This window comes from Bradyrhizobium sp. HKCCYLRH1034 (genome assembly GCF_051168375.1).
Taxonomy (GTDB): domain Bacteria; phylum Pseudomonadota; class Alphaproteobacteria; order Rhizobiales; family Xanthobacteraceae; genus Bradyrhizobium.
Map to the genome: position 1 here is coordinate 439,396 of NZ_JBNPUW010000003.1, position 13,404 is coordinate 452,799.

The following is a 13,404-nucleotide window of genomic DNA, read 5'->3' on the forward strand; positions in this document are numbered from 1 at the left end:
CTGCACGATGACCACGCTTCTCGCCAGCAATCTGCCGCTCCCGAAGATCGGCCGCGGCAAGGTCCGCGACATCTATGCCGTCGGCGACGACCGCGTGCTGCTGCTGACCACCGACCGGATCTCGGCCTTCGACGTCGTGATGAACGAAACCATCCCGATGAAGGGCGCGGTGCTGACGCAGATCTCGGCCTACTGGTTCAACGCGCTCGAAGGCGTGGTGCATCACCACATGATCTCGGCCGACACCGACACGATCATCGCGGAGGTGCCAGCGCTGGCGCCGCATCGCGACGAGATTCTCGGGCGCGCGATGCTGTGCAAGCGCACCACCGTGTTCCCGATCGAATGCGTGATCCGCGGCTATCTCTCCGGCTCGGCCTGGAAGGAATATGCGGCCCATGGCACGCTGGCCGGCGAGCAGCTTCCCGCCGGCCTCGTCGAGAGCCAGAAGCTCGACCCCGCGATCTTCAGCCCCGCGACCAAGGCCGAGACCGGCCATGACGAGAACATCACCATTGCGCGAATGCGCGAGGTGGTCGGCGACGACACCGCGTATACGCTGGAGAGCATGACGCGCGCGGTCTACACGCTGGGTGAAAAGCTGGCGCGCGAGCAGGGCATCATCATCGCCGACACCAAGTTCGAGTTCGGCCGCGACAAGGACGGTCACATCATCCTGATCGACGAGGTGATGACGCCCGACTCGTCGCGCTTCTGGGCCGTCGATGCCTATCAGCCGGGCCAGCCGCAGCCGAGCTTCGACAAGCAGCCGCTGCGCGACTATCTCGATGCCGAGCGCCGTGCCGGCCGCTGGAACGGCGACGCCCCCCCACCGCCCTTGCCGCAGAGCGTGGTGGATGCGACCAGCCAGCGCTATCTGGAGGCGTTCCGGCGGGTGACGGGCAGCGAGCTGAAGATCTGAGCACTGCACGTCTCTCGCCGCGATGACGGAGCCGAAGGCAGTATTTTCTTCGGAGTGGGAGTCGAACTGGTACCGTATCGGCGGTGCGCTCCCCCGCCCCGCTTGCGGGGAGAGGGCTGGGGTGAGGGGGGCTCTCCATGCACACCAGACTCGCGGAGAGCCCCCGTCACCCGGATTGCATCTTCGATGCAATCCGACCTCTCCCCGCAAGCGGGACGAGGTGAGAACTGATCGTTCTGCGAGGCGCGTGCTCACATCAGCCAAGGCATCGTTGATCATCGGAGAGTTGCTAACGAGACGCGCTGCGTCGATCTCGCGGCCATGCTTGCCCGAGCTATGCTGATCGATCTCGCCCTCTGAAAATGCGAGGGCGCAGGGAAGGCCGGGAGCTGGCCGCCCCCATGGCCCGCGTGCGAAAGAAAATGCACGCGGCGGTCACCACAGGTTCAGCCGAGACATCCCGGCCCTCCCTGCGCGATGGGTTTAACGGCTGCTCCGTACTCTCCCCGGGGACCGGCTTGTTTGCCCCCGTCGCCCGCCACGACGCACGAACGTCATCGCGAGATTGGCGCCAGCATCGGGGCGCCAGGACCACACGGCTTGACCGTCCGCGCGCTGCCGTTCGTCAGCGCAAGAGCGCCTGACAGGCACGCGGCCACCGCTCCCCGCCTCTACGTATCGTGACGACGCGTACGCCCCTCTGCATGAGGACGGGATGCGCGGATAAGAACACGACTTCGGAAAAATAGCAACAACAAAATCATGCAAGAGGAATTCGACGTCAAATTTTTCGATAGCTGACGCAAAACGTGTGCTCCTCGCCCCGATCGGCAGCGCCGAATGACGCCCTGACCAGGCTCGTTTTTTGGCCGGAGTTTCTTCTGCTAGATCTCTTTGACGCGGAGCGGCACGACCATATCGGCCGAATGACCTCGTCCGGGCCAGTTTCCCCAGACGACTTCCGCGCGGAATGTCCGCCCGCGACAGTGCACGGTCAGAACCTCTCCGACGACCGGCGAGATACCTTCGCAATAATTTTCATCGCGACGGAGCTCCTTCTCGGTAACGAGCTCTCCAGACTTGAGAAGTATCCGTCTGATCCAATAAGGCATCTGTGATTTTTCGAGCTATCGAAGCCACGACGTCTGTCGTTCCCTGCGGTCCCCGAGATGCCCGTCTAGTCCTCGAACCCCACGAACACCGTCGCTTCCTTCACCGGCTTCCGCTCCGACACCACGGCATTGGCGGGGAAATCGTGATCGGGCCAGCCCAGCGCGATGCTCTTCATGATGACCTGGTCGTCGGCGATGCCGGCGTGCTCGCGCACCACGGGCGATTGCATGATGCCCTGGCTGTTGATGACGGCGCCGAGGCCGCGCGACCAGGCGGCGTTGACCAGCGCATTGGTGACGGCGCCGCAGTCGAACGGCGTGTCGTCGCTGCCATCGAGCGCACGATCATAGGTCACGATGATGCAGACCGGTGCGTCGAACTGGCGGAAGCCGCGCAGCACCCAGTCCTGTCGCTTGTCCTTGTCGTCGCGCGCGATGCCCATGGCGGAGAACAACTGCTTGGCGACCTGCACCTGGCGCTCGCGATGCGCGCCCGCGAAGGGCTGGCCGATACGGAATTCACGCGACTGCGGGACGCCGGCGACCATCCGCTCGGTATTGCCGGCGCGGATGCGGTTCAGCGGCTCGCCGGTGATGACGTAGAAATTCCAGGGCTGGCTGTTCATCGACGACGGCGCGCGCATCGCAAGCCCGATGATCTCCTCGATCAGCGCCCGCGGCACCGGATCGGGCTTGTAGCCGCGGATGCTGCGGCGGCCGAGGATGACGTCGTCGAACTGCATGTGTGTGATAGTCCCGTGATGACAACTGACCTGCCGCGAATATTCGCGGCTTTCCGGTTCCGGTGCAAGGTTGACGCGCGAACCGATCGGGGTGTCGCGAACACAGGAGGTTGTGATCGAGCTAGACCCTCAGCATCGACAGCACGGTGCGCGCGAGATCGGCCGGACATTCCACGAGGCGGTCGGCGCCGGCCAACTCGAGCTCGTCGCGGCTGCCATAGCCCCAGAGCACGCCGAGGCTGCGCATCCTGACGGCATGGGCGCCGGCAATGTCGTGGCGGCGGTCACCAACCATGATCGCGTCGGAGGGTGCGATATTCCGCTCGGTGAGAATATGCGCGAGCAGCTCCGGCTTGTGGTCCAGCAGACCTGACGGCACCGAGCCGTGGATGGCGTCGAACAGCGACGCGAGATCGAGATGCTCGAGGATGCGGCGCGCAAACACCTCCCGTTTGGATGTCGCGAGATAGAGCCGCACCCCCGCGCCATGCATCTCGTGCAGCGCGTCCCGGATGCCGGCATAGAGTTCACTGCCGAACAGTCCGCTCTCGCCGTAATGCTGGCGATAGGCGGTCACCGCTTCGTCGACCCGATCGTCGTCATACGCCTGCAGCAGCGCCCGCAACATGTCCTGCAGCGGCGGCCCGATGACACTGCGGATATCGAGCGTGTCGTCCGGTGCATGCCCGAGCGCGCGCAACGCCACTAGGGCGCTCGCGGCGATGCCGGGCTGGGAGTCGATGAGAGTGCCGTCGAGGTCGAGCAGGACGGAGTGACGACCGAGGCTCATCATATCAAGCCTTCGCACTGGGACGGCTCGAAACTACACCATACCACCGCGCGAGATGGTGGAGGTGATCCGGTGGATCGAGCTTGGCGCGGACCGCGAAATCCACCGTCACCATGGCGCTGATGTCGGCAATGGTGAAGTCGGGTCCGCCGACGAAGGCATGATCGGCCAGCCGCGCATCGAGCCACGCGAAGTAGTGCGCGGCGCGGAGACGCCCCCGCTCGGCAAGCGCCGGAATCTGCTCGAGCGGCAACGGGCCGGGCAGAGCGCGGCTCTCCAACCCTGGCGCACTGTTCCGGAACGCTTCCTGGATGGCGTAGATGCCATCCCATTCGATCCGCCGCATCCAGCATTCGATCAGCGCGCGTTCCTCCGCACTGCGCCCCATCAGGGCCGGCTCAGGATGCAGCTCCTCGAGGTAGCGGCAGATCGCGATGATGTCGGTGATCGCAGCGCCGCTGTCGAGCTGCAGGACCGGCACCGTGCATTGCGGGTTCAGCGCGCGAAATTCCGGCCGGAACTGCTCGCCGGCGCGCAGGTCGAGCTGAACGGTGGGAATCGTGAGGCCCTTCTCCGCAAGGAAGATACGTACGCGGCGCGGGCTTGGTGCCGTCGCGGAATCGTACAGCCTCATGAGCGTCCTCCTCTGCAGGATTTGGGCTGGAAGGTTGAAAGCTGCGCGGATGGCGCGGCTACTCCGCGCCGAAGATTTCGTCCTGGTCCATGCGCACCGCACGCAAGGCGCGGGTCCGTCGCCACGCGTCGAGCTGCACCGAGGTGGCGTAGGTGATCAGCAGCGAGCGGCGGCGGGCGCCGCTGCGGTTGCGGGTCGCGCCGTGCAGCAGGTTGACGTCGAACAGCAGGATGTCGCCGGCTTCGCCTGTCGTGACCAACGGGGCAGCCTGCGCATCATCCGTGTCGCGGCGATGCGTGCCCGGCGCCACCCGCGTCGCGCCGTTGTCGGGGCCGAACGGATCGAGAAAGGCGAGCGCCGAGACGGCGTCGGTACGGAACCGGTCGACGCCGTCGCGATGCAACGGCTGCTGGCCGCCATCGGCGAGCGGCTCGCGGCCCTCGACTTGGCCGAGGAAGAACGGCGCCTTGAGAATGTGAGACACGGCCGCGAGCATCACCGGCAGCCGGCAGGCGCGCTGCACCGTGGCATCGAGATCGACCATCGCGTGGCGCCAGTCGCGGCCGCGCGGCACCGGCCATTGCTCGGATGGCAGCGTGCCCGCCTCGAACGCATCGCGCAGCGGCGGGAGCCAGTCCGCCGGAATCGCGCCGCGCAGCAGCAGATAACCGTCCGCATCGAGGCGGCGCGCATCCGCGTCCGGAAGCTGGCCGACACCGACGCGCGTGAAGGCTGCGGTCATGGTGAGCTCGCACATTGAGAGGTCGTGGTTCGCCGCGTCATGGTCGACGATCCGGCGCGTCTGGGCAAGCGGCTCGCTTACGCCCGTGCAGCCCGGTGGGGCTTCGCGCCGTCGCATTCATCCGAGGGCTATTCGTCGCCACAGGAAGACGCTGAGACGATGGGCCGCAGCGCGGAACGGGCGGCTCGTAGCCGCAGTTCACCGTTCGTTAACCCCCTCGACCTACGTCTCGTTAGCAACACTCTGCAACGATCCGACACACGGGGTAAACGAGCAGTCGAGCTCCTTGGAAGCACACATGGTCGCCATCCAAAGCACCAACCAGATCTCGCCCGCCAACGAGCGGGTCTATCGCCAGAGCAACCTGCTGGGCGAGTGGAAGGGCAGTTGGACGGCCAACGGCCAGGCCGTGAGCTTCAAGGTCGTCAACATCAGAGGCGCCGCCGCCACGGTGGAATACACCCATAACGGCCGCACCGAACGCGGCATCGGCCAGGTCAACGGCTCGACCATCGACTTCGGCGCGGTCACGCTCGGCACCAAGAACGGCAAGAACGCGGTGCTGCTGTTTTCGGCCGGCGGCGGCAAGGCCACCGCGATGCTGGAGAAGCAGGCGCCTCCCGCCGACGAGAGCAATCTGGTCGGCAGCTGGGCCGGCTATAACGGCGAAAACGGCCAGAGCGCGAGCTTTCGCGTGCTGTCCGTCAGCGGCAAGGAGGCCCAGGTCAGCGTCACGACCAACGGCGTCACGCGCCAGGGCACGGGGATCGTCTACAACAACGTCATCATGTTCGGTCAGTCGCAGATCTCGACGACCGACGGCAAGAGCGGCAAGGTCATCTTCCAGGTCGGCAACAAGTCCTATCTTGTGCCAGTGGACAAGCTGCCCAAGACTGCTTGAGCTCGGCCTGAGCCCAGGCGTCCAGAGCTCAGACGCCCGCCATCATCACGTATTTGATCTCGAGGTATTCCTCGATGCCGTGATGCGAGCCTTCGCGCCCGAGGCCGCTCTCCTTCACGCCGCCGAACGGCGCGACCTCGGTGGTGATCAGACCGGTGTTGACGCCGACCATGCCTGATTCCAGCGCCTCCGCGACGCGCCAGACCCGGCCGAGATCGCGGGCATAGAAGTAGGACGCGAGGCCGAACGGCGAGGCGTTGCACATCGCGATGACATCGGCCTCGTCCTTGAAGCGAATGACGGGCGCGAGCGGGCCGAACGTCTCCTCATGCGCGACCAGCGCGTCGGCCTTGACGTCCCGAAGTACGGTCGGCTCGAAGAAGGTGCGGCCGAGCGCATGGCGCTTGCCGCCGGTGACGACCGTCGCCCCGCCTTTGACCGCGTCGGCGATGTGGCGTTCGACCTTCTCAACCGCCTCTTCGTTGATCAGCGGCCCCTGGGTCACGCCGGCCTCGGTGCCCTCGCCGATCTTCATCGCCGCGACCTTGGCGGCGAGCTTCGCGACGAAGGCGTCGTAGATGCCGTCCTGCGCATAGAGGCGATTGGCGCAGACGCAGGTCTGGCCCATGTTGCGATATTTCGAGACCATGGCGCCTTCGACAGCCGCATCGACATCGGCATCGTCGAACACCACGAACGGCGCGTTGCCACCGAGCTCGAGCCCGAGCTTCTTCACCGTGCCGGCCGACTGGCGATAGAGAATCTTGCCGACCTCGGTCGAGCCGGTGAAGCCTATGAAGCGCACCGACGGATGCTCGCACAGCACTTTGCCGATCGGCGGCGCGTCGCCGGTGACGATGTTGAGCGCGCCCGCCGGAATCCCGGCGCGTTCGGCCAGCACGGCGAGCGCCAGCGCCGACAGCGGCGTCTCGTTGGCCGGCTTCAGCACCACGGTGCAGCCGGCGGCGAGCGCAGGCGACACCTTGCGGGTGATCATCGAGTTCGGGAAATTCCATGGCGTGATGGCGCCGCAGACGCCGATCGGCTGCTTCAGCGCCAGCAGGCGCGCATCCGGCTTCTGGGTCGGGATGGTCTCGCCATAGACGCGACGCGCCTCCTCGGCGAAGAACTCGATATAGGCGGCGCCGATATCGACCTCGCCGAGCGCCTCCGCCAGCGGCTTGCCCTGCTCGGAGGTGAGGATCAGCGCGAGGTCCTCGCGGTTGGCCGTGATCAGCTCGAACCATTTGCGCAAGGTATTGGAGCGCTGCTTGGCGGTCAGCCGGGCCCAGGACGGGAACGCGCGCGCGGCGGCCTCGACGGCTTGCGTGGTCTCCGCCGCACCGAGCTGCGCGACCTTGGCGAGCTCGGCGCCGGTGGCCGGATTGTTGACCGGGAGCACCGGCGTACCGACCCACGCACCATCGATGTAGCACTGCTCACGCAGCAGCGACGGATCCTTCAGGCGGTCACGCAGTCTCGGGGCGGCAGTGGAGGCACGGGCGGCGGCGGGCGGTGTCATCGGGCTACTCCTCGAAAGCGAGCGATCGTGTCCGAATATAGCCACGCCCCGGCGGCGGCGCACGGCGCGTGCGCCTCCTCAACGGTACATTCGATCCGGCGATCCGTGCCTGTACGGCACCAAATGCTGAATGCTGACGAGCCGACCCGGGATCAGGCCGCGCCGCTCATATAGGTCTCGCGCCGGCCGATCATGCGCTCCGCCGCCGCCTTGGCGTCGGCCTTGGTCGAGGTCGCGCAGGTGCGGTATTCCAGGTCCGGCAAGGCGGCGGGATCACGGCGGCCAAACCATGATTTCTGCCCCACGGGCAGCAGCGCCAGGGCCTGCGCCACATTGTCGACCGCGCCGAACGCATACAGCGCTCCGGTCGCCGCAATGCGCACTTCGTAGATGCCGGGCGTGATCGGCGCCTCGATATTGTCGCCGCGCCCCGGGCGGGGATACCGCTTCCACTCGCTCCACGTTGAAATCATATCGCCCCCAACGGCGGACATTGCCGCCAAAGCCATGCCATCGGCTCGAAAAAGCCGGTTCTTGAACCCTTTAATGCAAAAATGGTTGCAACTCACAACAGTCGCAAGGCCGTGGTGGGAACATGGCCCCATGTGTCGGACTCGCGACTGAGTGGAACTAATCATGATTCTGGCGAGAAATTGAAGCGCTGTGGCCTCCGCAGCGCTGTTGTCCCCGCCTGCTTCGTTCGCGCCGCATCATCACGAGATCGCGACCGGCCGTAAGACCGGCGGTCCTTGCTGCCCAGGCCGGCCCGAGAAACAATCGCCTACCGTCATCAAGAACGGAACGGAGGAGACCATGCAGAACAAGACCGACATCGACGGCGTGCTGCGGCAGAAGGCGGAGGCGGGAGAGATCCCCGGCGTCGTCGCCTTTGCCGCTGACAGCAACGGCATCATCTACGAAGGCGCCTTCGGCAAGCGCGACCTCGGCCGCGACGACCCGATGACCACCGACAGCGTGTTCTGGATCGCCTCGATGACCAAGGCCATCACCTGCGCGGCCGGGATGCAGCTGGTCGAGCAGGGCCGGTTGTCGCTGGATGCGCCGATCGGCACGGTGCTGCCGGACCTCGCCGCGCCCAAGGTGCTCAACGGTTTCGACGCCAATGGCGAGCCGATCCTGCGGCCGGCGAAGACCGCGATCACGCTGCGCCATCTGATGACCCACACCGCCGGCTTCTGCTACGACATGTGGAACGGCGATATGGCCACCTATGTGCAGAAGGCCGGAACGCCCGGCATCATCACCTGCAAGAACGACGCTCTCAAATTGCCGCTCGCCTCCGATCCGGGCACGCGCTGGGAATACGGCATCAACATCGATTTCGTCGGCAAGGCGGTCGAGGCCGCCAGCGGCCAGAAGCTCGACGCGTACTTGCGCGACCATCTGTTCGCGCCGCTCGGCATGGACGATACCGGCTTCAAGCTCGGTCCGTCGCAGCGCGCACGTCTGGTCGGCATGCATGCCCGCGGCGAGGACGGCAGCCTAGCGCCGATCCCGTTCGAGCTCGAGCAGGAGCCGGAATTCCACATGGGAGGCGGCGGGCTCTACGGCACGGCCGGCGACTACATCCGCTTCACCCGGATGATCCTCAACCATGGCCGTGGCAACGGCAACCAGGTGCTCAAGCCCGAGACGGTCGCGGCGATGCGCGACAACCATATCGGCGAGCTCGAGATGACGAAGATGGCCGCGGCGGTGCCCGGCGTGACCAACGACGTCGATCTCTATCCCGACATCGTCAAGAAATGGGGCTTGAGCTTCATGATCACGACGGCGCAGACCCCGGAGGGCCGCAGTGCCGGCAGCCTCGCCTGGGCCGGCCTCGCCAACACCTACTACTGGATCGATCCTTCGCGCGACGTCACCGGCGTGATCCTGATGCAGCTCCTGCCGTTCGCCGACCGGCTGTGCCTGGAGACCTTTGCAGGCTTCGAGCGCGGAGTCTATGCCGGGCTCGATGCCGCGGGCGGACAGAAGGCGGCGTGAGCAGATTGATAGCTCAGTCCCGCCCCGAGCGGACTCGTTGTTAGTTCGACGTCATGTCCGGGCTCGGCCAGGGCATCCTCGTCTTTCACGACGACAACTCAAGAAGCGTGCATGGCCGGGTCAATCCCGGCCATGACGGTGCAGAGATATCACGGTGCAGAGAGTGGTGTCGGAAGCGCAAGAGAACGGCTGCGTGACCACAGCTTCGACCTACACCTTCAGTCCGTTCTGAGCCGCCAATTCCTTCAGCGACACCTGCGGCCTCGCGCCGATATGCTGGATCACCTCGGCCGCGGCGAGGCCGCCGAGGCGGCCGGCCATCTCATAGCCGGTCTTGCGCACCAGCCCGAACAGGAAGCCGGCGGCGAACAGATCGCCCGCGCCGGTGGTATCGACCAGGCTCTCGATCGGATGCGCCGGCACCGAGATCACGCCGTCATTCGACACCACGACGCAGCCTTGTTCGCTGCGGGTGACGATGCCGAGCGTGGCGTCCTCACGCAGCTGCTTCAGCGCGCCGTCGAAATCCGAGGTCTGGTACAGCGAATGCAGCTCGGCCTCGTTGGCGAAGACGAGATCGACGGTGCCGCCGCGCATCAGGTCGAGAAACTCCTCGCGATAGCGATCGACGCAGAACGAATCCGACAAGGTCAGCGCGACCTCGCGTCCGGCGTCATGCGCGATCGCCGCCGCCTTCACGAACGCATCCTTGGCGTCCTTCGGGTCCCACAGATAACCTTCGAGATAGATGATGCGCGCCGCCGCAATCTGCGCGGGATCGATGTCCGCGGCGGTGAGATTTTGCGCGGCGCCGAGATAGGTGTTCATGGTGCGCTCGCCGTCCGGCGTCACCAGGATGTAGCAGCAGCCGGTCGCCGGGCCGTCGGCAGCGGGCACGGTATCGAAGGTGACGCCGGCGGCGCGGATATCATGCCGGTACATCCGGCCGATCTGGTCGTCCTTGACCTTGCCCACGTAAGCGGCACGCGCGCCCAGGCTGGCGAGGCCGGCGATGGTGTTGGCTCCCGAACCGCCGGACATCTCGGTGGCCGGACCCATATCGGCATAGATCGCGGCCGCGCGGGCCTCGTCGATCAGCGCCATGCTGCCCTTGGTCATGCCGTGCCGGGTGAGAAAGGCTTCATCGGCATGCACCAGCACGTCGAAGATCGCGTTGCCGATCCCGAGAACATCGTATTTCGCGTCAGTCATCCACTGGCCCCGTTTACGGCGTTTTGCAAACGCTGCGGCCTATCACAAGCGGCGCTGCTATAGAAGCCTGATGATCCGCTCATTCGTGACTGTGTTGTCAGGAACACTGGCCTCGCGCCTGCTCGGCTTCGTCCGGGATGCGCTGATGGCCGCGCTGCTCGGCGCCGGTCCGGTCGCGGACGCATTTCTCGCGGCGTTTCAGCTCGTCAACGTCGTCAGGCGATTGCTGACGGAGGGCGCGCTCAATGCAGCCCTGGTGCCGGCCTGGCTGCGAATATACCAGCAGGCTGGTACGACGCATGCGGCAGCTTTTGCCGGCCGCGTGCTCGGCACCGTCAGCGCCGGCCTGCTCGCCGCCACCTTGGTGCTGGCGCTGCTGATGCCGTTCGTGATGACCGTGCTCGCGCCGGGCTTCGCCGGTGAAGAGACGCTCACCTTGGCCGTCAACGATGCCAGGCTGATGCTGCCCTATCTCGCCTTTGCCGGCCCCTCGACGGTGCTGCTCGCACTGTCCAGCGCGCAACGACGCTTTGCGCTCGCGGCCTTCGCCCCGCTGCTGTTCAACGTGGCATTGATCAGCGTGACCATCGTGCTGCTGATGCAACATCCGGACCCTGGAAGCGCCGCGCTGCTGCTCGCCGCCACGATCGGCGTCGCCGGGCTGCTGCAGCTCGCGATGCTCGCGCGGCGAGGCCGCGACGGCCCCCTCGCCTCGCCGGTGCGCGTCACCTTCCATGGCGAAATGCGCGGCTTCTTCGCCAGGGCGCTGCCCGGCATGGTCGCCAGCGCCGGCCCGCAATTGCTCGCGGTCGGCGGCGCGGTCATCGCCTCCACCTCGCCTTCCGCGGTGTCGTGGCTGTATTTCGCCAACCGCCTGATCGAGCTGCCGCTCGGGCTCGTCGGCGTTGCCATGGGCACGGTGCTGGTGCCGGAGCTGACGCGCGCGCTGCACGAGGGCAACAAGCAGGCTCTGGCGGAGGTGCAATCGCGCGGCCTCGAGCTGACGATCGGGCTCGCGCTGCCTGCGGCGCTCGGACTCATGATCCTGAACGAGCCGATCATTCGTTTGCTGTTCGAACATGGCGCATTCAGTCCGGACGATGCCGCCGCGACGGCGCGGGTGCTGACATGGCTCGCGGCGGCATTGCCGGCGCAGGTGCTGACCAAGGCGCTGCAGCCCGCCTTCTTCGCGCGCGAGGACACGCGGACGCCGCTGCGCGCGACATTGATCGGATGCGGTGTCGCGATCGCGCTGGCGTTCCTGCTCGCACAATTGTTTGCGGCAAGTGGCATCGCGGCAGGGCTCGCGCTCGGTGCCTGGGCCAATGCGGCGGTCCTGATCCGGCGTGGCGCCACGAGCTTTGGTTTCGCGCTTTCCCCCGCCTCGCGGCGCCGGCTGCCGCGCATCACGTTGGCTGCGGTGGTCATGGGCGCCTTGCTCTGGACGGTTGCCGGCCGCTTCGACGGCACGTGGAGCAGCAGCAGCCATCTCGGCGCGGCCGCCCTGCTCGCCGCCCTGATCAGCGGCGCCATCATCCTCTACGGCGTGCTTCTGTTGTCCCTGGGCGCCGTAAGCTGGCGCGAAACCGTCCGGGCGATCCGGCAAAAGCCCGCCGGCGACTTGCACCTTTGAGGCGCACGTGCCAAACGACCCCAAATCCATTCATCCGGAACAGTGACCATGGCCTTCGTGGAACGGGTTTTCTCGGGCGTCCAGCCGACCGGCAACCTGCATCTCGGCAACTATCTCGGCGCGATCGTCAACTTCGTGAAGATGCAGCAGACCCACAACTGCATCTATTGCGTCGTCGACATGCACGCGATCACCATGCCGATCGATGTCTGGGGCGGCCCCGCCGAACTCGCGCGCAACACCCGCGAGGTCACCGCCGCCTTCATCGCCGCCGGCATCGATCCGAAGAAGCACATCGTTTTCAACCAGAGCCAGGTCTCAGGGCACGCGGAGCTCGCCTGGATCTTCAACTGCGTTGCGCGCATCGGCTGGCTGAACCGCATGACGCAGTTCAAGGAGAAGGCCGGCAAGGACCGTGAGAACGCATCGGTCGGTCTGTACGACTATCCGGTGCTGATGGCCGCCGACATCCTGCTGTACCGCGCCACCCATGTTCCGGTCGGCGAGGACCAGAAGCAGCATCTCGAGCTCTCCCGCGACATCGCGCAGAAGTTCAACAATGACTACGGCGACTCGATCCGCAGCCACGGCTTCGGCGACGGCCTGTTCTTCCCGCTTCCGGAACCCTTCATCACCGGTCCCGCGACGCGCGTGATGTCGCTGCGCGACGGTACCAAGAAGATGTCGAAGTCCGATGCCTCGGACTATTCGCGCATCAACCTGACCGACGATGCCGATACGATCGCGCAGAAGGTCCGCAAGGCCAAGACCGATCCGGAGCCGCTGCCGACCGAGGAAAAGGGGCTGGACGCGCGTCCCGAGGCCGACAACCTCGTCGGCATCTACGCGGCGCTGTCGGACCGCAGCAAGGCCGATGTGCTCAGGGATTTCGGCGGCGGCCAGTTCTCCAGCTTCAAGAACGCGCTGGTCGAGCTGTGCGTCACCAAGCTCGGGCCGATCGCCGCGGAGATGAAGCGCCTGACCGCCGATCCCGGCTACGTCGAGTCCGTGCTGGTCGACGGCGCCGACCGCGCCCAGGCCATCGCCGCGGAGACCATGAAGACGGCCAAGGACATCGTCGGCTTCATCCGCAAGCCCTAAGCAGCACGGCGCGCGCTCCGGAGTCGGCCTTGCGGCCGTAGCCAGGATGAGCGAAGCGACATCCTCGCTACTAGAAGCCGCACCA

12 protein-coding genes are annotated in these 13,404 nt (G+C 66.0%); 5 read left to right on the forward strand and 7 right to left on the reverse strand.

The genetic code is table 11. From position 1 onward, the window contains the following. Window positions 1–7: 7 nt before the first annotated feature. A complete protein-coding gene (locus ACQR0W_RS09005) occupies window positions 8–922 on the forward strand; it encodes a phosphoribosylaminoimidazolesuccinocarboxamide synthase (RefSeq protein ID WP_315715007.1) in 915 nt (304 codons plus the stop codon). Window positions 923–2,099: 1,177 nt separating this feature from the next. Here the strand turns inward: ACQR0W_RS09005 and ACQR0W_RS09010 are convergent. The 4 genes from ACQR0W_RS09010 to ACQR0W_RS09025 all read right to left on the reverse strand — a co-directional run bounded on the left by ACQR0W_RS09010 (window position 2,100) and on the right by ACQR0W_RS09025 (window position 4,943). Continuing rightward, entirely contained in the window at window positions 2,100–2,777 is a 678-nt protein-coding gene (locus ACQR0W_RS09010) for a nitroreductase (RefSeq protein WP_315751798.1), read from the reverse strand. A gap of 121 nt (window positions 2,778–2,898) precedes the next feature. Beyond that, a complete protein-coding gene (locus ACQR0W_RS09015; protein ID WP_316166344.1) occupies window positions 2,899–3,567 on the reverse strand; it encodes an HAD hydrolase-like protein in 669 nt (222 codons plus the stop codon). Window positions 3,568–3,571: 4 nt separating this feature from the next. Further along, on the reverse strand, window positions 3,572–4,201 hold the full coding sequence (locus tag ACQR0W_RS09020; RefSeq protein WP_316170046.1) for a glutathione S-transferase family protein: 630 nt from the start codon (window positions 4,199–4,201) through the stop codon (window positions 3,572–3,574). Window positions 4,202–4,259: 58 nt separating this feature from the next. Further along, window positions 4,260–4,943, reverse strand: a complete 684-nt coding sequence (locus ACQR0W_RS09025) for a phytanoyl-CoA dioxygenase family protein (protein WP_315825642.1) — start codon at window positions 4,941–4,943, stop codon at window positions 4,260–4,262. Window positions 4,944–5,241: 298 nt separating this feature from the next. On the opposite strand from ACQR0W_RS09025, the gene ACQR0W_RS09030 reads away from it, so the two are divergent. Further along, window positions 5,242–5,844 (forward strand): hypothetical protein, encoded by a 603-nt coding sequence (locus ACQR0W_RS09030; protein ID WP_315751795.1) that lies wholly within the window; start codon window positions 5,242–5,244, stop codon window positions 5,842–5,844. Window positions 5,845–5,872: 28 nt separating this feature from the next. On the opposite strand, the gene ACQR0W_RS09035 is transcribed toward ACQR0W_RS09030, so the two are convergent. Both ACQR0W_RS09035 and ACQR0W_RS09040 read right to left on the reverse strand, forming a co-directional pair. After that, window positions 5,873–7,366 (reverse strand): NAD-dependent succinate-semialdehyde dehydrogenase, encoded by a 1,494-nt coding sequence (locus ACQR0W_RS09035; protein ID WP_316170045.1) that lies wholly within the window; start codon window positions 7,364–7,366, stop codon window positions 5,873–5,875. Window positions 7,367–7,518: 152 nt separating this feature from the next. Beyond that, window positions 7,519–7,839, reverse strand: coding sequence for a hypothetical protein (locus ACQR0W_RS09040; RefSeq protein WP_011942561.1), 321 nt, complete (start codon window positions 7,837–7,839; stop codon window positions 7,519–7,521). Between the two features lie 340 nt (window positions 7,840–8,179). Here ACQR0W_RS09040 and ACQR0W_RS09045 point away from each other — a divergent pair, with 340 nt between their 5' ends. Beyond that, window positions 8,180–9,373 carry a serine hydrolase domain-containing protein gene (locus tag ACQR0W_RS09045; protein WP_316170044.1) on the forward strand — a complete coding sequence of 398 codons (1,194 nt, stop codon included), beginning with the start codon at window positions 8,180–8,182 and terminating at the stop codon, window positions 9,371–9,373. 210 nt (window positions 9,374–9,583) lie between these two features. Here the strand turns inward: ACQR0W_RS09045 and ACQR0W_RS09050 are convergent, their stop codons facing one another. Beyond that, on the reverse strand, window positions 9,584–10,585 hold the full coding sequence (locus tag ACQR0W_RS09050) for an adenosine kinase (RefSeq protein ID WP_315751792.1): 1,002 nt from the start codon (window positions 10,583–10,585) through the stop codon (window positions 9,584–9,586). 70 nt (window positions 10,586–10,655) lie between these two features. Here ACQR0W_RS09050 and murJ point away from each other — a divergent pair, with 70 nt between their 5' ends. Both murJ and trpS read left to right on the forward strand, forming a co-directional pair. After that, the gene (murJ, locus tag ACQR0W_RS09055) at window positions 10,656–12,218 is read left to right on the forward strand and encodes a murein biosynthesis integral membrane protein MurJ (protein ID WP_316170043.1); all 1,563 of its coding nucleotides are present in this window, start codon (window positions 10,656–10,658) and stop codon (window positions 12,216–12,218) included. Window positions 12,219–12,266: 48 nt separating this feature from the next. After that, window positions 12,267–13,319, forward strand: a complete 1,053-nt coding sequence (gene trpS / locus ACQR0W_RS09060; RefSeq protein ID WP_315716942.1) for a tryptophan--tRNA ligase — start codon at window positions 12,267–12,269, stop codon at window positions 13,317–13,319. Window positions 13,320–13,404: the final 85 nt, after the last annotated feature.

Coding starts and splice junctions, on each gene's coding strand:
- murJ (WP_316170043.1), top strand. CDS start 10,656: ATGATCCGCTCATTCGTGACTGTGTTGTCAGGAACACTGGCCTCGCGC.
- ACQR0W_RS09040 (WP_011942561.1), bottom strand. CDS start 7,839: ATGATTTCAACGTGGAGCGAGTGGAAGCGGTATCCCCGCCCGGGGCGC.
- ACQR0W_RS09005 (WP_315715007.1), top strand. CDS start 8: ATGACCACGCTTCTCGCCAGCAATCTGCCGCTCCCGAAGATCGGCCGC.
- ACQR0W_RS09010 (WP_315751798.1), bottom strand. CDS start 2,777: ATGCAGTTCGACGACGTCATCCTCGGCCGCCGCAGCATCCGCGGCTAC.
- ACQR0W_RS09020 (WP_316170046.1), bottom strand. CDS start 4,201: ATGAGGCTGTACGATTCCGCGACGGCACCAAGCCCGCGCCGCGTACGT.
- ACQR0W_RS09025 (WP_315825642.1), bottom strand. CDS start 4,943: ATGACCGCAGCCTTCACGCGCGTCGGTGTCGGCCAGCTTCCGGACGCG.
- ACQR0W_RS09050 (WP_315751792.1), bottom strand. CDS start 10,585: ATGACTGACGCGAAATACGATGTTCTCGGGATCGGCAACGCGATCTTC.
- ACQR0W_RS09030 (WP_315751795.1), top strand. CDS start 5,242: ATGGTCGCCATCCAAAGCACCAACCAGATCTCGCCCGCCAACGAGCGG.
- ACQR0W_RS09035 (WP_316170045.1), bottom strand. CDS start 7,366: ATGACACCGCCCGCCGCCGCCCGTGCCTCCACTGCCGCCCCGAGACTG.
- trpS (WP_315716942.1), top strand. CDS start 12,267: ATGGCCTTCGTGGAACGGGTTTTCTCGGGCGTCCAGCCGACCGGCAAC.
- ACQR0W_RS09045 (WP_316170044.1), top strand. CDS start 8,180: ATGCAGAACAAGACCGACATCGACGGCGTGCTGCGGCAGAAGGCGGAG.
- ACQR0W_RS09015 (WP_316166344.1), bottom strand. CDS start 3,567: ATGAGCCTCGGTCGTCACTCCGTCCTGCTCGACCTCGACGGCACTCTC.